Genomic DNA, 21,427 nt, shown 5'->3' with positions numbered 1-21,427 from the left:
AACCAGCTGCTTGAGAGTAAGGCTAAAGGAGAGAGGCTCGCGGATCACTCGCGAAAGCGAGAATGCTTGCATTCAAAGCGAATGCTTTCTTTCTGAGAGAGTTTGCGCAGCAAACGCATCGAGCAGAAGCAACGAAGTTGCGGATGCGAGATGACCATTTTTGAAGAGTGTGAGAAAAGATCCGCGGTTTGCAATTCATCTGTATGAAGTTTTGAAGGTATCTGCCTTCAGACTGACTTGACGGGTTTCAGCCCCTCTGCTATATTGAGAAAGTGTTTCGAGCACATATTTGGTGCCATGGCCAAGTGGTAAGGCAAAGGTCTGCAACACCTTCATCACCAGTTCAAATCTGGTTGGCACCTCTTTTGGGCGAGTACGAAAGTACTCGCTTTTTTCAATAGAAGGATTCGATATAGGAGTATTTATGTGGATGATATTTGCGATTCTGTCGGCAGTTTTTGCCGCTTTGACCTCTATTTTGGGCAAGCTTGGCGTAAATGGCGTCAACTCAAATCTTGCGACGGCGATACGAACCTGCGTTGTCATTCTCATGGCCTGGGGTATGGTCTTTATCACGAATAGTCAAAAGGGAATCTTTGAAATAGGAAGAAGGAGTTGGATTTTTCTGATCCTGTCAGGCCTGGCAACAGGCGCCTCCTGGCTCTGTTATTATCGTGCTCTGCAGATAGGCGATGCATCCAAGGTTGTTCCGATTGATAAGATGAGTGTCGTAATCACAATTCTGCTGGCGTTTATCTTTCTTCACGAAGACGTCACCGTCAAATCTCTGCTCGGTTGTATTCTGATTGCGGCAGGGACATTGCTCATGACTCTGTAAAAACAGATTTCATTTGTACAGGGGAAAAAGCGGAGAGAAATCAGAATGTCAGAGAAGGCAACGAATTTTCAATTGAAGGCGATGAGCCGCGGTACACGGGAAAAGGGAAAGAGAGAAATGAAAATTCTTTATTTGCTGCACGAAGCATTTGAGCAGCCGGCCACATATCTGGACTGGGCCAGGGCCAGGGGATATGAGACCGACCAGGTCCATGTCTACCTGAGGGAACCGATTCCCCGCGAGATCAGCGGCTATGACATGCTGATCGTTATGGGTGGTCCTCAGACTCCGGATGAGGATCGAGAGCATTTTCCCTATTATGATCCGAAAGAAGAAATTGCCCTGATCCAAAGATTTGTCAGGGAAAAGAAGGCAGTCCTCGGGGCCTGTCTGGGGGCGCAGCTGATCGGTCAGGCCTTTGGAGCGCCTTATGAGCACAGTCCTCACAGGGAAATCGGGGCCATTCCCCTGCATTTGACCGAGGAGGGGCTTAAGGATCCTCTTTTGAAGGCGTTTGCGGATGGAATGAACATTGGAAGCTGGCACGGGGATATGCCGGGTTTAACCGGGGAGGCCAGGGTACTGGCTTTCTCTGAGGGCTGTCCGCGGCAGATCATTCGCTATTCTGACCGCGCATACGCCTTCCAGTGTCATCCGGAGTTTACGCCGGAGGCGGTAGAAGCTTTGATCGCGTCTGAGAGAAATCTGGAAGAAGACAGTAAAAAGTATCCCTATGTGAAAAATGCCTCTCAGCTGCGCGAGGACAGCTATGGACAAATGAACGCGGCTCTCTGTGATTTTCTGGATGCCTATGTCGCTTCTGTGACGAAATAAGGGTTCTATGGACAAGGCTCGTATCCGCGGGAATTTGCATAAGGCGGGGGAAGATTGTATCATAAGGACTGATTTTGTAGCCCCAGAGACGAGGAGAAATGAGATGACCTTATACGATGAGTTAGTGGCCAGAGGGCTGATTGCGCAGCTGACGGATGAAGAGAGAATCAAAGATCTGATTAATCATGGCAGAGCGACCTTTTATATCGGCTTTGATCCGACGGCAGATTCCCTGCATGTAGGGCATTTTATGGCCTTGACTTTGATGAAGCGCCTGCAGATGGGTGGGAATCGCCCAATTGCTCTGATCGGCGGGGGAACCGCAATGATCGGGGATCCCTCCGGGCGAACAGATCTGCGATCTATGATGACAGTCGAGCAGATCGATCACAACTGTGAGTGCTTCAAGAAGCAGATGAGTCGCTTTATTGAATTTGGGGAAGACAAGGCGCTTATGGTCAATAACGCGGACTGGCTGCGCAATCTGAATTTCCTGGATTTTATGCGGGAGGTCGGAGCTCATTTTTCTGTCAATGACATGCTTCGTGCCAGAGCATATGTCAATCGCATGGAGCGCGGACTGTCCTTTTTGGAGTTTTCCTATATGCTTATGCAGGCCTATGACTTCTACAAGCTCTATCAGGAGTATGGCTGTAATATGGAGTTCGGCGGTGATGATCAGTGGTCCAATATGCTGGCCGGAACAGAGCTGATCCGCAAGAAGCTGGGAGAAGATGCCGCAGCTATGACCATCAACCTTCTGCTCAAGCATGACGGGACGAAGATGGGAAAGACAGCCGGCGGAGCTGTCTGGCTGGATCCCGGGAAAACATCCCCCTATGATTTCTTCCAGTACTGGAGAAATGTAGATGACGCAGATGTTCTCAAGTTCCTGCGCATGATGACCTTCCTGCCCCTGGAGCAGATTGATGAGATGGACCGCTGGGAGGGAGCCCAGCTCAATGAGGCCAAGCGTATTCTGGCCCATGAACTGACCGCGATGGTACACGGAGAGGAAGAGGCTGACAAGGCGCAGGAAGCGGCGAAATCGCTCTTCGCCGGAGGCGTGTCTTCTGACAATATGCCGCAGGCGGTCGTCAGGGAAGAAGATTTCAAAGAGGGAGAAATCGACATTCTGTCTGTTCTTGTCCTCTGTGGACTGGCGCAGTCCCGTTCCGATGCCCGCCGGGCAGTAGAGCAGGGCGGTGTATCTGTCAATGGGGATAAGGTGACGGATATTCACACGTCTTACAGGCCATCTGATTTCGCGGAGGAATTCCTTTTGCGCCGGGGAAAGAAGAAATACTGTAAAATCACTAGTCGATAAAGCACGGAAGGTGCGAATTCGAGGTACCCGTTTTCGAAGCAGGCTCTTTCGGAGACGAAGGATTTCTGAAGGAGAGACGTTTGCGGAGAAAGAGATTCGACCCACACGAGGATCGGGTCTCTTTTATCATAGGAGTGGAGAAAGCGAATGAAAATACTGGCTCTGGTTCTCTTTATTCTTATGTATATTGTCATGGTTGCCAGGCAGAAATACCGGCCGCATGCGGCGATGGCAGTGGCGGCCCTCTATTTAGTGACAGGAATTCTGCCTTTGGGGCAGGTGATCTCCAGTATTAACTGGAATGTTCTGATGATGATCAGCGGGACGATGATTCTGGTTGATTATTTCATCGCCTCCGGCATGCCGCTTCTGATGGCAGACCTGATCATGGAGAAGTCGAAGAATGTCATGTGGATTATTATTCTCATGTCGCTCTTCGCCGGTCTGATCTCCGCTTTTATTGATAATGTCGCGACGGTTCTAATGGTAGCCCCGGTCGGGATGGCGGTCTGCAGAAAGCTGAAGATCAACCCGGTTCCCATGATCTTTTCGATCGCGGTATCCTCGAATCTGCAGGGGGCGGCAACTCTGGTGGGTGATACGACGTCCATTCTGCTCGGTTCCTATGCCAATATGGATTTTCTGGACTTCTTTTTCATGCAGGGACGGCCGGGAATTTTCTTCGCTGTAGAACTGGGCGCACTGGCGACGATCCCCATTATGCGGTTTGAGTTTCGCCATTTGACGCAGGAAACGCTGGTGACGGAGCGGACACAGGTCAAGAGCTTGTTGCCCTCTTTTTTGCTTTTGGCCATGATTTCTCTCCTGATTGGAGCCTCTTTCATTCCGGGAAAGCCGGAGATCAGCAATGGGATCATTTGTCTGGGTCTGGCAGGGCTTGCCCTGCTTGGCGACAGGGTGAAAACGGGAGAGAGAGAGTGGGCGAGGAGAGCCCTTCGCAGCCTTGATACAGAGACCCTCTTTCTCCTTCTGGGACTCTTTATCGTGATTGCCGGGGTGACACAGGTGGGCTTGATTGAAGACTTGACCAGGCTGATTGCAGAGGTCGGAGGCAGTCATCTCTTCTGGCTCTACAGTCTGGTCGTCTGGGGGTCAGTTTTGATCTCCGCTTTTGTAGATAATATCCCCTATGTGGCCACAATGCTGCCAGTTTTGACTGGGCTGGCGACCAGACTTGGGATTTCTCCTTATATCCTCTATTTTGGTCTGCTGACAGGAGCGACTCTGGGAGGAAATTTAACCCCGATCGGGGCGTCTGCTAATATCACAGCGGTTGGACTGCTGAAGAAAGAAGGGTATGAGACGGGATTTGCGGACTTTATGAAAGTGGGAGTCCCTTATACCCTGGCGGCGGTTCTGGCGGGTTACCTCTACACATGGTTTGTCTGGGCCGGATAAATTGCGCATCCAGAGTTACACAGGTATAATACAGATGATTAGACGCCGCTTTTTGACAAGTGCGCCGGCGTCATAGAAAGGAGCATACGATGGGTTTATTTGACGAGATTACCAACACAGTTGTAAATGCCGGTCAGGTTGTCGGCGACAGGGTAAAGACTGCCGTAGATGTAACCAAGGCCACTTATGAGGTCAAGGATACGGAGCGCAGGTTAAGAGACGCCTATGCGGAATTGGGCAGGCGCTACTATCAGGACCACAGTGATGATCCCGGAGAGGACTTCGCGGAAATCGAGGCTCTGCTGGAGAAATTAGAGGAGAAGAAGGAGACGGTCGAGGTCTTAAAGAGGACGCAGATCTGCCCGACCTGCGGCAGCTCTGTCTCCAAGGAGTCTGCGTACTGCCCCAAGTGCGGGGAGAAAATGCCTGTTTCCCATACAGAGGAGGGGAATGCGGGAGAGAAGAGCGCGCCCACCGCAGAACCGGATGCCTTCGTTGATGAAGAGACAAAGAGCGCAGAGCCGAAAATAGAGGAGTCCAGGCAGTATGCTCCGGAAGAGACTCCTTCTGCGGAGAAGCAGGACGCGCCGGCGGATGAGGAGAATTCAGAAGATAAGCCGGTAGAAGAGTTCAAGTACGGGGAATAAGGAAGAGATGAGCAACAAGGGTAAGTACTATATCACAACGGCCATTGCCTATACCTCAGGGAAACCCCACATCGGCAATACCTATGAGATCATTCTGGCGGATGCTATCGCCCGCTTCCGCCGCCAGGAGGGCTATGATGTCTTCTTCATGACAGGCTCCGATGAGCATGGACAGAAGATCCAGATCAAGGCCGAGGAGGCAGGCATCAGTCCCAAGGAGCTGGTGGACAGGAACTCCGGCGAGATCCGGCGCATCTGGGATCTGATGGACACTTCCTATGACAAGTTCATGCGCACAACAGACGCGGATCATGAGGCCCAGGTACAGAAGATCTTTAAGAAGCTCTATGACCAGGGGGATATCTACAAGGGAACGTATGAGGGCTGGTACTGTACTTCCGACGAGGCTTTCTGGACCGATTCCCAGCTCGTTGACGGGAGATGTCCTGACTGCGGACGTCCTGTCACAAGGGCATCTGAGGAGGCCTACTTCTTTCGGATGAGTAAGTATGTCGATCGGCTGATCGAGCATATCAAGAGTCACCCCGAGTTCATCCAGCCGGTCTCCCGCAAGAATGAGATGATGAACAATTTCCTCCTGCCCGGGCTGCAGGATCTCTGCGTCTCCAGAACCTCCTTCTCCTGGGGGATTCCGGTCACCTTTGATCCCAAGCATGTCGTCTATGTATGGCTGGACGCTCTGACCAACTACATCACGGGAATCGGATATGATTGCGACGGGAATCATTCGGATCGCTATAAGAAGTACTGGCCTGCGGACCTGCATCTGATCGGCAAGGACATTATTCGCTTTCACACCATTTACTGGCCTATTTTCCTGATGGCCCTGGGACAGCCCCTGCCCAAACAGGTCTTTGGTCATCCCTGGCTCCTGCAGGCGGACGGCAAGATGTCCAAGTCCAGGGGCAATGTCATTTACGCGGATGACCTGGTGGATATCTTCGGTGTGGACGCGGTTCGATACTTCGTGCTGCATGAAATGCCCTTTGAGAACGATGGCGTTATCTCCTGGGAACTCATGGCTGAGCGCGTCAATTCGGATCTGGCGAATACCATGGGGAACCTGGTCAACCGCACGATCAGTATGGCCAATAAGTATTTTGGCGGACTTGTAGAGGATAAGGGCCTCGAGGAGCCGGTCGACAGAGAGCTCAAGGCCTATGCCGCGGGCACAGTCCAGAGGGTGACGGACAAAATGGCGGATCTGCATGTGGCGGACGCCATTACAGAAGTCTTCCATCTCTTTAGACGATCGAATAAGTATATTGACGAGACCATGCCATGGGCTCTGGCTAAGGACGCGGACAAACAGGATCGTCTGGCAACGGTGCTCTACAATCTCGTCGAGTCGATTGCCATCGGGGCAAGCCTCCTGAAGAGCTTCATGCCTTCTACGGCGGATCAGATCCTGGACCAGTTAAATATCGGCCAGATCGACTATGATCGTCTCTCTACGTTCGGGAATTATCCTTCGGGCAATCGGGTGACAGATCATCCACAGATCCTTTTTGCCCGTCTGGATTTAGAGGAGACAATGGTTAAGGTCGCGGAGATTGAGGCCGGGCAGAAGTCTCTTGTACCGGAGGCAGAAGAGGAGTCTGACCGGGCGGACGCGGTTCATGTTGAGACCAGAGAAGAGATTTCTTTCGACGATTTCGGCAAGATGCAGTTTGTGGTCGGACAGGTTCAGTCCTGTGAACCGGTAGCTAAATCTAAGAAGCTTTTGTGCTCTCAGGTGGCGATTGGTGACCGGACGGTTCAGATCGTCTCCGGCATTCGCAAGTGGTATTCTGCAGAAGAGATGGTGGGCAAGAAGGTGATGGTTCTTCTGAATCTGGCCCCCGCCAGGCTGGCTGGGGTTCTGTCCGAGGGAATGATTCTCTGCGCGGAGGACGCCGAGGGCAATGTGGTTTTAATGAGCCCCGAGAAGGATCTTCCCAGCGGTTCGGAGATATCCTGACGGTCTTTGACCCGGCATTACTGCGGGATATTTGCGTCGACAGGTCAGGAGTCCCTGTTGTAAGCATTTTCCGGCACAGACAGGCTGGCCGGATTTTGGTCAGAGAAGATAGAGTGCCTTGAGAGCGGATGTGGGATCAGCCCGCATCCGCTCTCTTCTCAAATGAAGTCATCGGTCTGGCAGGGGTTCTGTCCGAGGGAATGATTCTCTGCGCGGAGGACGCCGAGGCTAATCCCGGTTTGGGATCAGCGGGCCATGTCAGGAGAAAGAGGAGTAGGAATGATTTTTGAGACGCATGCCCATCTGGATGGGGAGGAGTTTGACCAGGACCGGGAGGAAGTTCTGGCTCGTGTACGAGAAGCAGGGATTTCTCATCTGGTCAATATCGGATCCGATATTAAGAGCAGCCGCCGTTCTCTTGCTCTGGCCCATCGATATGACTGGATCTACGCGGCAGTGGGAGTTCACCCGGAGGAAATCCGGGATTTTTATCCGACGCGCGACCGGCAGACACAAGAGCAGCCGGACTGGGAGGATAGATCTTACGGCGAGCAGGTGATGAGAGAAATCCGCCAACTGGCCCAAGAAGACAAGGTCGTAGCAGTCGGGGAGATTGGCCTGGATTACTACTGGGTTAAGGATCCCAAAGAGCGAAAGGCGCAGATCTACTGGTTTCAGCGACAGCTTGCCCTTGCGGGGGAATTGGGGCTGCCGGTGGTGATTCATTCCCGCGACGCGGCCAAAGATACCATGGAGATTATGCGAGAGGCGGCAAAAGAAGGAATTCGGGGGGTGATCCACTGCTACTCCTATTCAAAAGAGCAGGCGCTCGAGTACGTCAGGCTGGGCTTTTTCATTGGCGTAGGAGGGGTGGTCACCTTTAAGAATGGCCGAAAGCTGCGTGAGGCAGTGGAGGCGATTCCGATCCGCTCCCTGGTTTTAGAGACGGATTCCCCCTATATGTCGCCGGAGCCCAGGCGGGGGAGGCGCAATGATCCCCGCAATCTGCGCTATATCGCCGGGCGAATCGCGGAGATCCGGGGGATCTCTTATGATGAAGTAGTCAGCATCACAGAGGAGAATGCGATGCGTCTATATCCGGAGGTGAGAGATGGCAGGATTGGCTAGTCCGGGCAGCACCATCGCGGTCCTGGAGAAATACGGCTTCTCTTTTCAGAAGAAATACGGACAGAATTTTCTGATTGACAGGCATATTCTGGAGGGAATTGTTGATGCCGCCCAAATCAGCAGGGAGGACTTCATTCTCGAGATCGGACCCGGGATCGGGACACTGACCCAGTATCTCTGTGAAGCAGGCAGAGAGGTTCTGGCTGTTGAGCTGGATCGTAAGTTGATTCCGATTCTGGCAGATACCCTGTCTTCTTATAATAATGTCGAGGTGATCTGTCATGATGTCCTCAAGCTGGACCTGTCCGGGCTGATTGCGGAGAAGAACGCCAGCCGCCCCATCAAGCTTGTTGCTAATCTGCCCTATTACATCACGACTCCGATTATTATGTCCTTATTTGAGAGTCATCTTCCCCTGGAATCGATTACGATTATGGTGCAGAAAGAGCTGGCAGACCGTATGCAGGAGGGCCCGGGGAGCAAGGATTACGGGGCGCTTTCCCTCGCGGTGCAATATTACGCCAAACCTGAAGTTATGTTTCAGGTTCCCCCGAGCGCTTTTATCCCCCGTCCCAGGGTCGGGTCCGCGGTGATTCGTCTGACCTGTCACAAGAGCTGTCCTGTTGAAGTCAGCGATGAGGCATATCTCTTTCGGGTGATTCGCGCCTCTTTTAACCAGCGCCGCAAGACACTGACCAACGGTCTGAAAAACGCGCAGGACATCAGGCTTCCCAAAGAACAGATTACAGAGGTCATCGAGGGAATGGGTCTGCCGGCGACGGTGCGGGGAGAGATGCTGACTCTTAAACAGTTTGCCGAGTTGTCAAACCGCTTAAGAGAGAGGGAGCAGTCCTGATGGGAAAAGAGTTTTTCGCGTATTTGCTCCGCTGCGCCGATAACAGCATATACGCCGGTTATACGACAGATGTGAAGGCGAGGGAGAGAGCCCACAATGCCGGAAAGGGGGCCAAGTATACCCGAACCCGCCGGCCGGTTCAGCTGGTTTATTACGAGAGCTTTGATGACAAGAAGGAGGCTCTGAAGAGAGAGGCGGCCTATAAGAGGCTGACCCGTCAGGAGAAGATAGCGCTGATAGAGAGGGAAAATCCGAAAGCGGCCGTGCTCCTGCGAAAATCCGGAATCATAAGACAGAATGCCGGCAGAGGGGAGATGAGAAGATGACAAGGAAACTGCTCTTGTTTTGTGTTGATCAGGATCGTCTGCAAGAGATTCGTCGACTGGCGCAAAGGATGGATATTGAAGTCATCAGGATCGAGCGTCCCAGCTATTGGCAGAAGCTCGGCTATCTGGCGAAAATGCCAGGTTTTACAGAGGAAGCCCGCGTCTATATGGGGGCGGAATTCCCGGAGGAAATGATGCTGATGGTCGGATTCGGGAGGCGGGATCTGGACTGGTTCCTTGCCGCCTGGAAGGAAACTGGACTCTCTCCGGTAAGACTCAAGGCCATGGCGACGCAGACCAACCTTCAATGGTCGCCAGTCGCCTTGTTTCAAGAGCTTTTTGAGGAAGATCGTCAGATGCGTTTTGGCTCCTGAACATGGAAACGTTCATCCTATTTACACAGAGAGATCGCATTTGCGTCATAGCTGCCTGTTATATTTGTCTTATCAAAGGGAATGAATGCCTTTGATAACAAACATCTTTTTCATAACAACTCCCCCGAAGGACTCGCCGCAAGGCGGGTCTTTCACTTCCTTTAAACAACTTTGAAGGTGAATTCCAAAACGGATTTTTTCAGTAAAAAACAGCCCAGGCCATCTGGTCTGAGCTGTTTTGACAGGAGGCGCGGTCATCTGACAGGCAGCCTCCGAGCAGGGGATGATATGGGATTTGAATTAGCCGAAATATCTCTTCAGAAGACCTGCGAATGCCTTGCCGTGACGGGCCTCATCGCGGGCCATCTCATGAACAGAGTCATGGATGGCATCCAGATTCAGGGCCTTTGCTCTCTTGGCCAGATCAGTCTTGCCGGAGGTCGCGCCATTCTCAGCATCGACACGCATCTGGAGATTCTTCTTGGTAGAATCGGTCAGAACCTCACCCAGCATTTCCGCAAAGCGTGCCGCATGATCAGCCTCTTCGAAGGCAGCCTGCTTGTAATACATGCCAATTTCGGGATAACCCTCACGGAAAGCGGCACGAGACATTGCGAGATACATGCCGACCTCTGAGCACTCTCCCTCAAAGTTCGCGCGGAGGTCTGCCTTGATATCTTCAGGAACATCCGCTGCTACGCCAACAACGTGTTCAGCGGCCCAGCCCATCTCTGCGGACTGCTCAATAAACTTCTCACGGGGAGCCTTACATACGGGGCAGACCTCAGGAGCCTGCTCTCCCTCGAAAACATAACCACAAACACTGCATACCCATTTAGACATATGAATTCTCCTTTCGAAGCTCGGTTGCGAGCTCACTTAATTGATGTGATTGTATTGTAGGCAATTTAAAAAAGGCTGTCAATAGGAAATAAGAATAATTCTCAAAAACTTTTCTGAAGGCCGGGAGAATGGAGTTTATGACAACTAACAAAAGATGGAATCCATAAATGACGGGGGATCTGGATTCAAATTTGGAATCAGATTCAGGGTTGAATCTTTCTGTTTTTCTCGAATCCCTGTTATAATTTTCAGGCAGGACAGAAAGAAAACCGATGACAGAAGGGCTTTTGGGGTGATATTCGAGGATTTTGCCTTGTCCGGGAATTTCTGCCTGCGCGGTTTTAAGATAAGAACAGCATGAGGAAATTGGTGTGCGCAAGAGCAGAGAATATTATATGAAAGAGGCCATCCGCCAGGCGAGGAAGGCGGAAGCGATTGAGGAGGTCCCGATCGGCTGTGTGATTGAGCGTGAGGGTAAGATTATCGCGCGGGGGTACAATCGCCGCAACATAGATCACAGTGTCCTGAAGCACGCGGAGATCACCGCGATTCAGAAGGCCTGTCGCAAGCTGGGGGATTGGCGATTGGAGGACTGCACGCTCTATGTGACCCTGGAGCCCTGTCAGATGTGTGCGGGGGCAATTGTACAGGCCCGCATTCCCAGGGTGGTCATCGGCGCCATGAATCCCAAGGCGGGGAGCGCCGGATCCGTGATTAACCTCCTGCAGATGAGGGAGTTTAACCACCAGGCAGAAATTGAAAAAGGGGTTATGGAGGAAGACTGTTCTGCTCTGCTCAGTCATTTCTTCGCGGAGCTGCGGAGGAAAAAGGCAAAGGGGACAGATCATGACAGGCAATAAGAGACTGGCCTGGAAGCTGTGGGTGTGACAGGCTGACCCATGAAGAGGGTCGTGAAGCAGTGACAGGTTGGCCAGGAAGCTGGCGTGACTGGCTGGCCAGGGAGCCCGGATTGACACAGGAAGTTCAGAGCCGCTATAATAGCGGAGTGCAGGAGCCGCCCCCGGCAGGTGGCGTTGATATTTGGGTCCCGAGCAATGAGAGCCTACGAACCGTGTCAGGTCAGGAATGAAGCAGCACTAAGTGGGAATTCCCGTGTGCCTCGGGGGCGCCTGGGTTGAGTTAACCACCGGGGTAACGTCCTGCGTTTTTTATTCCCAGTCATTTTGGAGAGTTTTTTATTTTTAGAGAGGCTTTTTATCCGGGAAGCATTTCGATGGAACAGGGCGGGGAATCGCGTGAGAAGGGGAAGGGAGATAGTGATTGGCAATATCAGCTATCTCCCTTTTATGATATGATTAGAGCCGTAAGAGATGGGCTTATTCAGGAGATTTACATGGGCGCGAAAGATGACAGCGAGAAGATATTGCGCGAAATTCACGTGCTCTTCGCGAAGGCAGAAGCATATGAGGACAGCAGAGAACGCGTTGTGGTCAACAAAGAGCAGGTGTTTGACCTCTTGGAGAAGTTAAACGGCGCGATCACCGACATGGTAGATGAGTGTGAACTGACCTGGGCTGAACGGGACAAGGCATACCGCAGGCAGAGGCGCCAGGGAGATGAGATCGTCTCCGAGGCCCGGCATAAGGCGGAAGATGTCTATGCGGCTTCCGTAATGTACACAGACCGGTCTCTGGAGGAGATACAGGATCTGGTCAATCGAACCAGTGAGGAGCTGGATGAGATTCACCGGCAGATGAAGGCGGCGATTGAAACAGAGCTTCGCCATATGAGGGACAATCAGACGGAGCTGCACGGTCAGCTGCGGGATATGGCAGACAGCCAAAAATACCTGCATCTGATTGATGATGAGAATCGGCGGATCGCCAGGGAAAAGGAGAAGGCCCGGGAGGCTGACCGGGGTGGCACGTTTGTCCCCCTTTCCTACGCCGGGCCAGCGCCTGAAATCCACGTGAATCCGGCATATTTTGAGAGACGGGCGCAAATGATAGCCGCGGAGGATGAGGCCGCGGAGGAAGGAGCTGCAGACCAGCTATCGCAAGCGGATCTGACAGAGGAAAATGTCTCGGACCAGGAGCTTACGAGCAGAGCCAAGGGAGAGGCTCCCGCGGATCAGAAGAGGGAAGCTAAGCCGGCGGGAGAAAAGATCCCGAACCAGCTGCTTGAGAGTAAGGCTAAAGGAGAGGATCTCGCGGATCAGAAGCGGGAAGCTAAGTCGGTGGGAGAAAAGACCCCGAACCAGCCGCTTGAGAGCAGTTTACCAGAGAGAGACAGCAGAGAGAATTCTCCCGCGTCCGGGACGCGGGAGAGTGATCCGAAAACAGAGATTGGGGCGAAAGTCGATGCGGTAATATCAGGTCTGGACCAGGAGACGCGCAGGAAGCAGAATCATCGTCAGGATGACAGGGTGGACAAGGTTCTGCAGATCTTTCGCAAGTCCGGGAATCCTTGAATTGACAGAGATCATTTCCTATAATTCTCCCTGATACAGGCCGTTACGAAGGTCGCGGATCATTACCTTAAAGAAATTACGTTCCCTGCCTGGGGACTTGGATTTGGGGGCAATATGAAGTTATTTGAGACAGGCGTTTATCTTCTGAACGGCAGTGAGATCGTTGCCGATGGATCGCAGGCGAATGCGATTCTCGAAGCATCCTGCGGCAGAAAAATCGATCGTGAGGAGGCAAGAAAGCAGACCATTGCCTACGGCATTCTTCGCGACCACAATTGCTCTGACAATATGGAGCAGCTCAAAATCAAATTTGACAAGATGACTTCCCACGATATTACCTATGTGGGGATTATTCAGACTGCCAGAGCTTCCGGCCTGGAGAAATTTCCCATTCCCTACGTTCTGACTAACTGTCATAACAGTCTTTGCGCTGTCGGAGGAACCATCAACGAAGATGATCACATGTTCGGCTTGTCCGCAGCCAGGAAATACGGGGGAATTTATGTGCCCCCGCATCAGGCAGTGATCCACCAGTTTGCCAGAGAAATGCTGGCCGAAGCGGGCAAGATGATTCTGGGAAGCGATTCTCACACCCGCTACGGGGCTCTCGGAACCATGGCTATGGGAGAGGGCGGACCCGAGCTGGTCAAGCAGCTGCTGGACAGGACCTATGATATTGATATGCCCCAGGTGGTAGGAGTCTACATGACCGGAAAACCCGCGAAGGGGGTTGGTCCGCAGGATATCGCTCTGGCCATCATCGGGAAGGTCTTCGCATGCGGCTATGTCAAGAACAAGGTGATGGAGTTTGTGGGACCCGGCCTGGCCAATCTCTCTGTCGATTACCGTATCGGCATTGATGTTATGACAACAGAGACCACCTGCCTGTCTTCGATCTGGGCCACGGATGAGAAGACAGAGGAGTTCTACGAGATCCACGGACGCAAGGATGCCTATCGGAAGCTTGCGCCTGGCCAGATCGCGTATTATGACGGCATGATTGAGATCGATCTGTCTCAGATCAAGCCTATGATCGCCATGCCCTTCCATCCCAGCTATACATACACCATTGAAGAGGTCAATCACAATCTCGAGGATATCTTAGAGCAGGTGACCAAGCGGGCGCAGGTCTCTCTGGGAGACAGAATATCGTATTCACTGAAGGATAAGATCCGGGACGGCCGTCTCTATGTCGATCAGGGGATCATCGCGGGATGCGCCGGCGGCGGATATGAGAATATTACGGACGCGGCGGATATTCTCCGGGGGGCCGATATAGGAGCAGAAGAATTCAGTCTCAGTGTCTATCCGGCCTCCATGCCGGTCTACATGCAGTTGATAAAGAACGGTTCAGCCGCCTCCCTGATCGAGGCGGGAGCGGTCTTCAAGACCGCCTTCTGCGGTCCCTGTTTCGGCGCGGGCGATACCCCGGCCAATAATGGCTTCTCAATTCGCCACTCCACCCGCAACTTCCCCAACCGCGAGGGATCCAAGATTCAGGATGGTCAGATATCCTCGGTCGCCCTCATGGACGCCAGATCTATCGCGGCAACCGCGGCTAACAAGGGCCTCTTGACGGCGGCCACTGATATCGACGCGGATTTTACCAAGCCAAAGTATTTCTTTGACCGAAGCATTTATCAGAAGCGGGTCTTTGACGCCGTGGGGAAAGCGGACCCTGAGGCGGAGCTTACCTTTGGCCCCAATATCAAGGACTGGCCTAAGATGAGTCCCCTACCGGAGAATTTGATCCTCAAGCTGGTATCTGAGATTCATGATCCGGTGACGACGACAGACGAGCTCATTCCCTCCGGGGAGACGTCTTCCTATCGGTCGAACCCTCTGAAACTGGCTGAGTTCGCCCTCTCTCGCCGGGATCCGGCATATGTCGGCCGGGCCAAGGAGGTACAGAAGGCGCAGAAGGCTATTGAGGCGGATTCCTGCCCCGGGAAGGCATTTGCGGAAGTGCATGAGATCATGCAGGCGATCAAGGAGAAATTCCCGGAGATCAATCGCCATGTCATCGGGATCGGCAGCACGATCTTCGCGGTCAAACCGGGGGACGGCAGCGCCCGCGAGCAGGCGGCCTCCTGTCAGAAGGTTCTGGGAGGCTGGGCCAATATCGCAAATGAGTATGCCACCAAGCGATATCGGTCCAATCTGATCAACTGGGGGATGATTCCATTCACTATCCCGGCGGGGGATCTGCCCTTCAAGAATCTGGACTATATCTTCGTGCCCAGGGTGCGTGAGGCAATCAAAGAGGGAAAGAGCCGGGTGGAGGCTTATGCCGTTCACGAGGGTCATCTGACTCCCTTCAGCCTGTATGTGGACGCGATGACGGATGATGAGAGACAGATTATCCTGGACGGATGTCTGATCAACTACTACAGAGCGCACAGGTGATACTTTCCTGATCAGCCGGTCGAAGACGACCGGCTAAAGGTGTTTTTAGGGAAAGAAGCGGTGGAGAGGTAAACGTTTTGGATAGATATGAGTACAAGGAACTGATTGATCGTGTGCGCGGTCTGATCGATCGCAAGGATATGGAGGAGGCAGCCCGTCAGCTGGACGCGAACAACTGGCGCAAGGTGCCGAGCGTCAACGCGCTGATGAAGGCGGCGGAACTGTATGAGGAGGTCGGCCGACTGGACAGCGCCAAAGAGCTTCTGATGGCGGCACATGAGAGAAGTCCGATCGGGCGAATGGTGATCTATCGACTGGCCCTGGTATGCATCCGCTTACAGGAACTGGATGAAGCGCAGGAGTATTACACCGAGTTCATGGAGATTGCTCCCCATGACAGCCTGCGCTATGTGATCAACTATCAGCTCTCCCGTGCCAGGGGAGTCAGCGACGAGGATCTGATTACAATCCTCGAGGATTTGAAGGAGAATGATTTCTTAGAGGACTGGGCGTTAGAGCTGGCTCTCTTCTATCAGAAGACCAGACAGATCGATAAGTGCGTCAGCCTCTGTAATGAAATTATTCTCTGGTTCGGCGACGGACCCTATGTAGAGAAGGCCCTGGAGCTGAAGATGATCTACGCGCCTCTGGATCCGGATCAGGAGCAGATCTACTTGAAGCTCCGCCAGAGGCACAGAGACGAAATCAAGGAGATTTCCGGCCAGGAGGCCGGAAGATCCGAGAAGGAGGGCGTGTCTGCAGAGACCATACCCCTTCCCGAAATTCATATCCCGTCGACTAAGTTCAATACGGTCAACCTGCAGGAGAAGATCAAGCAGAATATTGAAGAGATCATGAGCGCCACGGGATCAGAGCAGGTGCAGGAGAAAATGGAGAACATCAAGGAACTGACAGATGAGCTCCCCTTCCTGCGTGTCTCTGAGGGGACGAAGGAGCTGGGGGCTCAGAGGGCCAGAGAGACGCAGAAGGTCATCGACCAGGATCTGCGCGAGCGCTACCGGGGCCTGGGAATCGATGATGACGGGCAGATCTCCATGGATGTCCCGGACCAGTCCGAGGACGATATCCAGATCAAGGGACAGCTTTCGATTGACGACCTGGTGAAGGACTGGGAGAAGACGCGCAAAGAGGCAGAGGAAGTCCTGAAGAAAGCGGGGGAGAAGAAGCTGGAGTCAGCCAAAGCGCAGGCGCTGGTCGAGGCCAATGAGATTATGGAGCGCCTGACCGAAGTCCTGCCCCGACTGGAGGCCGGAGCTTCTGTGGAGGATCTTGTCGAGGAAGAGATGCTGCAGCACGCGTCTGCCAGACTCTCGGAGGCAGCAGGCGCAGTCTCCGGGGATTCGTCGGGAGTAGACTACCGCGAAGCCCGTAAGACAGTTTCTGACATCAACAACATGCTGCAGCGTGAGATCGACCGCTTAAATGGCGGGGAGAATGAAACGGCTGCCGCTGCAGAGACTGGAGAGGGTGAAGCGGCCGCCGCCGCTGAGACCGGGGAGAAAAACGCAGAGCTAACAGAAAGAGAGGAAGAGAATCCCGCGACTGAGGAGCAGGATGTTGAGCGCGCGTCAGCAGACGAAGAGAATGCGGAAGAAGCAACAGAAAATGAGGAAATGCTTTCTTCGGATGAGGAAGCCGCAGAGGCAAGGACGGCAGTATCGGAAGAAGAGGATGCGGTAGCGAAAGAAGATGATGATCAGCTGATCATACCTGAGTTTGATTTCCATGAGGGCAGAGAAGAAGCTGAGCTGGCAGCAGAGCCGATCGCGTCGGAAGAATCTGTAGTGGAGGATTCGGACGAGAAGAGGGCTTCATCGGAAGAGTCAGCAGTGGAGGATTCGGACGAGAAGATGGCTTCGTCGGAAGAGTCAGCAGTGGAGGATTCGGACGAGAAGATGGCTTCGTCGGAAGAGTCAGCAGTGGAGGATTCAGAAGAGAATACGGCTGGAGCCGAAGATCCGGGCGAGAAGATGACTGGATCTGAGGAATCTGCGTCAGAGGAGCAGACAGGGGAGAGAAGCGAGTCTGAAGAATCTGCGTCAGAGAAGTCGGCGGAGGAACCGGTACAGCCAGTTCTGAAGGGACATATTTCTTCTCGATTCGGAGATGAGGAATTCGTGATCGAAGAGGAGGACGAGGAAGCGGCTGCGGAGAACGCGGACGCCGAAGAAGAGCCGGCAAAAACAGAGCAGGAGGAGAAGGCCGATCAAGAGAACAAGGAAGAAGTCAGGCGCGACGCGATTGAAGAGGCCTTCCACATGCAGGCGACCCGGGCGTCATGGGTGACTGACGACCAGGAGTTTAACTCAGTTGAAAGCATGCAGGCATCCAATGTCTTCTATAACAATGCCACGGCAGAACCCAAAGCTGCGGAAGCTCCGAGAAAGCTTACGGATGAGGAGAAGGCGCGTTTCTCCTCCTATGTCGCGATTGAGGGGATGGAGGCGCACCTGAGCCGGGCTTTGGAAGGGGTCAAAGAGGGCTTGCTGGGCGACAGCAAAAAAGCGCATCTGAAGATTGTCGGTTCTGAGGGGTCCGGTAAGACCAACTTGGCAACCGGGGTTATTGAACTGATGCAGAAGCAGATCAAGCTTCCTGCAGGTCCCGCGGGGAAGATTGACGCGGTCAGATTAAACGAGAAGAATGTGATTGAGCTCTTCGATAAGATCCGCGGCGGGGCACTGATCATAGAGAAGGCAGGAGCTCTTTCCAGGGTATCTGTCGCGACGCTCAATACGCTTCTGGATACAGATACGAGCGGAGTGCTCATGATTCTGGAAGACGATATGGATTCCCTGCAGAAAATGTTCTCGATGAATCGGTCCTTTGCGTCTAAGTTCGCGAATGAAATCAGGATCCCTGTTTTCACCACAGATGAGCTGGTCGCTTTTGGGCGGACATATGCCAATGACAACGGGTGCAGTGTGGATTCCATGGGAGTCCTGGCTCTTTATAACCGCATCAACATGATCCAGAAGATCGACCAGCCCACGTCTTTAAGCGAGGTGATTGAGATTGTGGATCAGGCGATGGACAGGGTCAAGTCAGGCGGACTCAAGAAGAAATTCTCCCGCCTGGGAAGTAAGAGAAGTGATGCGGAGGGCCGCCTGATTCTTCATGAGAAAGATTTTGAGGCCTGAGGAACAGAGTGATGGATTTATTGAGGGAAATCGGCCGGTCGCTGAGGGAACTTCTCTTGCGTCTTGGGACTTTGATACGAAGACACTGGAAGCTCTTTCTTTTCATTGCCCTGGCCATAGGACTGGTCTTTCTGGTCTTTTTTGTACAGAGAAGGCGCCAATACCGAAGCTACAGGGTGATCTCCAGCCAGAAACTGGACGACGCCAGTGGGACCGGGTATCAGCTCTTTCAAAATAATATTCTGGCTTACAATACAGACGGCAACAGCTATATGACGACGGCGGGCGATCTGCTCTGGAGCCAGTCCTATCAGATGAGCTCGCCCCATCTGGACGCGGGAGATGTCTATGCTGTGATCTATGACCGGGGCGGGACAGGCATTTATCTCTTCTCAAAAGAGGGGAATCGGGCCCATATCACGACCAATCTGCCTGTTGCGGAGGCAAAGGTCGCCGACAATGGTTCGATCGCGGTTCTCATGCAAAATGATAAGGTCGGCTATCTGCATCTTTATAACGCGGATGGCAATCTGACAGCCAGCGGGGAAGTACATCTTGAGACGACAGGATATCCCGTATCCATTGCCATCTCACAGGACGGACAGCGCCTGGCGCTGGCTCTTGCCGATGTGAGCGGGGGAAAGGCGCATTCCAGGCTGCAGATCTATGATTTTGGCGCTGCGGGCAAAAATGCTGACAAGCATATTGTCGCGAGCTTCGATTATGACGACAGCCTGATCGGGGAGATCGCGTACGTCAAAGGTGGAAATCTGGCTGTTTACACAGATAAAAAGATTCTGCTCTACCACAATCATACCAAGCCCGGACTGCTCAATGAGCTTCCTGTCGAGGGGCAGATTCGCAGCGTTTATTTTAACCAGAGTTATTTCGGCTATGTCACGACCAGCACAAATGCGGCCGGTCAGAATACGCTTTATCTGTACACCTTTAATAATCGGGGGCGTCGTGTCAGCCGCGCTCAGATCGATATGAGTTATAACAGGGTCGAAATGCTCGCGAATAACGAAATTGCGCTCTACGGAGACAAGAGGCTGGAAATCTATAATCTGGCGGGTACACGCAAATTCAGTGGAGATCTTAAGAGCGCTGTGGGAGCGGTGATCCCGGGAAGCGGATCCAGAGACTATCTCTTTGTTCGGGAGGGATCTCTGGATCATGCCAGACTAAAATAAGACGACCTGGAGAGGAGAGAACTTGAACATAGCTTTGTTTATCTTTGGAGTAATCATTTTTTGCTCTGTGATCAGAGGCCTGAGGCGAGGGGCTCTGAAAATGCTCTTCGGCCTGGTTTCCGGGATTTTTATTCTGATATTTGTCCTGGTCGCGACACCGGGAATCAATCAGGCTTTGACAAAATACACGCCGCTGGATGATGTGATCCAGGAGCAGGTTGCGAAGCGGACACAGGCATACTGGGAGAAACAGAAGGCGAAAGCGACCAACCAGATTGTGAACGACTTGAAACAGAAGGCAGGCGATCAGGGCTCTCCTCTGTCAGAAATTGGAAAGAGGATTTCAGCTGACACACAGATTCCGCTGAGTCTCTTACAGACCTATCTGGAGCAGCATGCGGAACAGATATATATGAAATTGCCGACTCTGCTGCGTGAGGCCTATGAGAAGGGGCAATTGAAAATTCAGGTCACCGCGGATCAGACGACCGAAAATATTAAAGATGCGGTGGACCAGACAGGACGCAGTCTTGCGGACCAGGCGGCAGTTGTGATCACAGGGTGGATTATGAGGGCGATTTCCTTCCTCCTTGCACTTGTGATCGCGTGGATTGTGACAGCCATTGTCGCGGCAGTGATTGACACAGCCAGTCACGCGCCGGTGATCGGCGGAATCAGTCACGCCCTTGGAGGTCTGATGGGCCTTGGCGTCGGCCTGATCCAGACCTGGTTTCTTATGTATCTGGTGGGAATTCTCTCCTGGACTTCCCAGGGAGCCTATTGGGCAGAACAAATTGGGGCAAGCGCTGTCCTGAAAATGATCAGCGAATACAATCCCCTGACTCTGCTTTTCCGCTGAGAACCTCCTGATCGCATCGGGACCATAGAACCCGGGACCATAGAGCGCAGAGCCGAATGGGCCGGGACTGAGAGGAAAAGAATGTCTTTGGTTTTCGGACGAAAGCGTCTTTGCTTTTCAGACGAAAGCATGTGCCTCGAAATGTGTTGGCGCGAGGGAAAACGGGAAGATTTAGTGGTTGTAAATGAGAGCGAACACAATATCTCTGAAAAGAGACAGGTGTTGAGAAAAGCCCGGAAAATCAATGTTGACAGGGCTTTTGCTCTTTGATAACATAATGCTTGCACCGCGTGAGTGGCCTTGAAAATCAGTCAAATTTGAACAGGGTCATGAAAAGACCATTGACAAGCTGGGCTGGTCTTGATATCATATCTAAGTTGCCGCTTACGAGGGACAGCAAGAACCTTGATAACTGAACAATGAAACAACCTTGAAAGATTCTAAGAGAATCAAAGCGAACCTCAGAGCAATCTGAGGACCTTAAAAACAGTAAAGGATTAGCCAAGCTAATTCATTCTGGGAAGCATGCATCCGTGAAGATGAGGCATCACATACGATCTGTTGCAGGATCTGTGTGATAGACTTAAAAAACGGATGGATGAAGAACTTTTAACATGAGAGTTCGATCCTGGCTCAGGATGAACGCTGGCGGCGTGCTTAACACATGCAAGTCGAACGAGAAATGATATTACGATCTCTTCGGAGTGACGATTTTATTTCGAGTGGCGGACGGGTGAGTAACGCGTGAGCAACCTGCCCTGTACCGGGGGATACCAGTTGGAAACGACTGTTAATACCGCATAA

Annotated in this window: 19 protein-coding genes, 1 tRNA gene, 1 rRNA gene and 1 other RNA gene; 21 read left to right on the top strand and 1 reads right to left on the bottom strand. The window is 52.6% G+C overall.

The features are described from left to right. Positions 1-291: 291 nt before the first annotated feature. The 12 genes from HMPREF1508_RS00110 to HMPREF1508_RS00060 all read left to right on the top strand — a co-directional run bounded on the left by HMPREF1508_RS00110 (position 292) and on the right by HMPREF1508_RS00060 (position 9,730). Positions 292-362 (top strand) — tRNA-Cys (locus HMPREF1508_RS00110). A gap of 62 nt (positions 363-424) precedes the next feature. Further along, positions 425-838, top strand: coding sequence for an EamA family transporter (locus tag HMPREF1508_RS00105; protein ID WP_044958317.1), 414 nt, complete (start codon positions 425-427; stop codon positions 836-838). A gap of 45 nt (positions 839-883) precedes the next feature. Further along, complete coding sequence (locus HMPREF1508_RS00100; protein ID WP_084640126.1) at positions 884-1,672, top strand: glutamine amidotransferase-related protein; 789 nt, start codon at positions 884-886, stop codon at positions 1,670-1,672. A gap of 103 nt (positions 1,673-1,775) precedes the next feature. Continuing rightward, positions 1,776-2,999: a tyrosine--tRNA ligase gene (tyrS, locus tag HMPREF1508_RS00095; RefSeq protein WP_044958315.1), complete on the top strand. Its 1,224-nt coding sequence runs from the start codon at positions 1,776-1,778 to the stop codon at positions 2,997-2,999. 147 nt (positions 3,000-3,146) lie between these two features. Then, positions 3,147-4,418 carry an SLC13 family permease gene (locus HMPREF1508_RS00090; protein WP_044958313.1) on the top strand — a complete coding sequence of 424 codons (1,272 nt, stop codon included), beginning with the start codon at positions 3,147-3,149 and terminating at the stop codon, positions 4,416-4,418. 89 nt (positions 4,419-4,507) lie between these two features. Continuing rightward, positions 4,508-5,065: a zinc ribbon domain-containing protein gene (locus HMPREF1508_RS00085; protein WP_044958312.1), complete on the top strand. Its 558-nt coding sequence runs from the start codon at positions 4,508-4,510 to the stop codon at positions 5,063-5,065. Between the two features lie 7 nt (positions 5,066-5,072). Then, on the top strand, positions 5,073-7,046 hold the full coding sequence (gene metG / locus HMPREF1508_RS00080) for a methionine--tRNA ligase (protein WP_044958311.1): 1,974 nt from the start codon (positions 5,073-5,075) through the stop codon (positions 7,044-7,046). A 128-nt stretch (positions 7,047-7,174) separates the two neighbouring features. Then, a complete protein-coding gene (locus HMPREF1508_RS10065; protein WP_156923139.1) occupies positions 7,175-7,336 on the top strand; it encodes a hypothetical protein in 162 nt (53 codons plus the stop codon). Continuing rightward, positions 7,326-8,174, top strand: a complete 849-nt coding sequence (locus tag HMPREF1508_RS00075) for a TatD family hydrolase (RefSeq protein WP_044958310.1) — start codon at positions 7,326-7,328, stop codon at positions 8,172-8,174. The genes HMPREF1508_RS10065 and HMPREF1508_RS00075 overlap by 11 nt, the downstream gene beginning before the upstream one ends. After that, positions 8,158-9,030 carry a 16S rRNA (adenine(1518)-N(6)/adenine(1519)-N(6))-dimethyltransferase RsmA gene (gene rsmA, locus HMPREF1508_RS00070; RefSeq protein ID WP_044958309.1) on the top strand — a complete coding sequence of 291 codons (873 nt, stop codon included), beginning with the start codon at positions 8,158-8,160 and terminating at the stop codon, positions 9,028-9,030. The genes HMPREF1508_RS00075 and rsmA overlap by 17 nt, the downstream gene beginning before the upstream one ends. After that, a complete protein-coding gene (locus HMPREF1508_RS00065; RefSeq protein ID WP_044958308.1) occupies positions 9,030-9,356 on the top strand; it encodes a GIY-YIG nuclease family protein in 327 nt (108 codons plus the stop codon). The genes rsmA and HMPREF1508_RS00065 overlap by 1 nt, the downstream gene beginning before the upstream one ends. Beyond that, entirely contained in the window at positions 9,353-9,730 is a 378-nt protein-coding gene (locus HMPREF1508_RS00060; RefSeq protein ID WP_044958306.1) for a DUF3783 domain-containing protein, read from the top strand. Before HMPREF1508_RS00065 ends, HMPREF1508_RS00060 begins: the two co-directional genes overlap by 4 nt. Before the next feature lie 300 nt (positions 9,731-10,030). Here the strand turns inward: HMPREF1508_RS00060 and HMPREF1508_RS00050 are convergent, their stop codons facing one another. Continuing rightward, positions 10,031-10,573, bottom strand: a complete 543-nt coding sequence (locus HMPREF1508_RS00050) for an NADH peroxidase (protein WP_006905877.1) — start codon at positions 10,571-10,573, stop codon at positions 10,031-10,033. Positions 10,574-10,727: 154 nt separating this feature from the next. Between HMPREF1508_RS00050 and HMPREF1508_RS10290 the strand changes: the two genes are divergently transcribed. From HMPREF1508_RS10290 to HMPREF1508_RS00005, 9 genes are all read left to right on the top strand, one after another. Then, entirely contained in the window at positions 10,728-10,934 is a 207-nt protein-coding gene (locus tag HMPREF1508_RS10290; protein WP_044958303.1) for a hypothetical protein, read from the top strand. 10 nt (positions 10,935-10,944) lie between these two features. Further along, the gene (gene tadA / locus HMPREF1508_RS00040; RefSeq protein WP_278081162.1) at positions 10,945-11,433 is read left to right on the top strand and encodes a tRNA adenosine(34) deaminase TadA; all 489 of its coding nucleotides are present in this window, start codon (positions 10,945-10,947) and stop codon (positions 11,431-11,433) included. Positions 11,434-11,519: 86 nt separating this feature from the next. Continuing rightward, positions 11,520-11,754, top strand: an RNA gene (ffs, locus tag HMPREF1508_RS09780) — signal recognition particle sRNA large type. A gap of 173 nt (positions 11,755-11,927) precedes the next feature. Next, on the top strand, positions 11,928-13,004 hold the full coding sequence (locus HMPREF1508_RS10060) for a hypothetical protein (RefSeq protein ID WP_156923138.1): 1,077 nt from the start codon (positions 11,928-11,930) through the stop codon (positions 13,002-13,004). Positions 13,005-13,118: 114 nt separating this feature from the next. Next, positions 13,119-15,410, top strand: coding sequence for a hydratase (locus HMPREF1508_RS00030; protein WP_044958302.1), 2,292 nt, complete (start codon positions 13,119-13,121; stop codon positions 15,408-15,410). 77 nt (positions 15,411-15,487) lie between these two features. Further along, on the top strand, positions 15,488-18,571 hold the full coding sequence (locus tag HMPREF1508_RS00025; RefSeq protein ID WP_044958301.1) for a hypothetical protein: 3,084 nt from the start codon (positions 15,488-15,490) through the stop codon (positions 18,569-18,571). A gap of 11 nt (positions 18,572-18,582) precedes the next feature. Beyond that, complete coding sequence (locus HMPREF1508_RS00020) at positions 18,583-19,764, top strand: DUF5711 family protein (protein ID WP_044958300.1); 1,182 nt, start codon at positions 18,583-18,585, stop codon at positions 19,762-19,764. A 22-nt stretch (positions 19,765-19,786) separates the two neighbouring features. Then, on the top strand, positions 19,787-20,623 hold the full coding sequence (locus tag HMPREF1508_RS00015) for a CvpA family protein (RefSeq protein ID WP_156923137.1): 837 nt from the start codon (positions 19,787-19,789) through the stop codon (positions 20,621-20,623). Between the two features lie 610 nt (positions 20,624-21,233). After that, a 16S ribosomal RNA gene (locus tag HMPREF1508_RS00005) occupies positions 21,234-21,427 on the top strand; the annotation flags it as partial.

Origin of the sequence: Shuttleworthella sp. MSX8B, assembly GCF_000524295.1 — a bacterium.
GTDB lineage: Bacteria > Bacillota > Clostridia > Lachnospirales > Lachnospiraceae > Shuttleworthia > Shuttleworthia satelles.
The sequence above is the reverse complement of the archived record's forward strand: the minus strand, read 5'-3'. Positions and strand labels throughout refer to the sequence as shown.

Coding starts and splice junctions, on each gene's coding strand:
- HMPREF1508_RS00085 (WP_044958312.1), top strand. CDS start 4,508: ATGGGTTTATTTGACGAGATTACCAACACAGTTGTAAATGCCGGTCAG.
- HMPREF1508_RS00050 (WP_006905877.1), bottom strand. CDS start 10,573: ATGTCTAAATGGGTATGCAGTGTTTGTGGTTATGTTTTCGAGGGAGAG.
- HMPREF1508_RS00090 (WP_044958313.1), top strand. CDS start 3,147: ATGAAAATACTGGCTCTGGTTCTCTTTATTCTTATGTATATTGTCATG.
- tyrS (WP_044958315.1), top strand. CDS start 1,776: ATGACCTTATACGATGAGTTAGTGGCCAGAGGGCTGATTGCGCAGCTG.
- rsmA (WP_044958309.1), top strand. CDS start 8,158: ATGGCAGGATTGGCTAGTCCGGGCAGCACCATCGCGGTCCTGGAGAAA.
- HMPREF1508_RS00030 (WP_044958302.1), top strand. CDS start 13,119: ATGAAGTTATTTGAGACAGGCGTTTATCTTCTGAACGGCAGTGAGATC.
- HMPREF1508_RS00100 (WP_084640126.1), top strand. CDS start 884: ATGTCAGAGAAGGCAACGAATTTTCAATTGAAGGCGATGAGCCGCGGT.
- HMPREF1508_RS10290 (WP_044958303.1), top strand. CDS start 10,728: ATGGAATCCATAAATGACGGGGGATCTGGATTCAAATTTGGAATCAGA.
- HMPREF1508_RS00065 (WP_044958308.1), top strand. CDS start 9,030: ATGGGAAAAGAGTTTTTCGCGTATTTGCTCCGCTGCGCCGATAACAGC.
- HMPREF1508_RS10065 (WP_156923139.1), top strand. CDS start 7,175: ATGTGGGATCAGCCCGCATCCGCTCTCTTCTCAAATGAAGTCATCGGT.
- HMPREF1508_RS00105 (WP_044958317.1), top strand. CDS start 425: ATGTGGATGATATTTGCGATTCTGTCGGCAGTTTTTGCCGCTTTGACC.
- HMPREF1508_RS00075 (WP_044958310.1), top strand. CDS start 7,326: ATGATTTTTGAGACGCATGCCCATCTGGATGGGGAGGAGTTTGACCAG.
- HMPREF1508_RS10060 (WP_156923138.1), top strand. CDS start 11,928: ATGGGCGCGAAAGATGACAGCGAGAAGATATTGCGCGAAATTCACGTG.
- HMPREF1508_RS00060 (WP_044958306.1), top strand. CDS start 9,353: ATGACAAGGAAACTGCTCTTGTTTTGTGTTGATCAGGATCGTCTGCAA.
- HMPREF1508_RS00020 (WP_044958300.1), top strand. CDS start 18,583: ATGGATTTATTGAGGGAAATCGGCCGGTCGCTGAGGGAACTTCTCTTG.
- metG (WP_044958311.1), top strand. CDS start 5,073: ATGAGCAACAAGGGTAAGTACTATATCACAACGGCCATTGCCTATACC.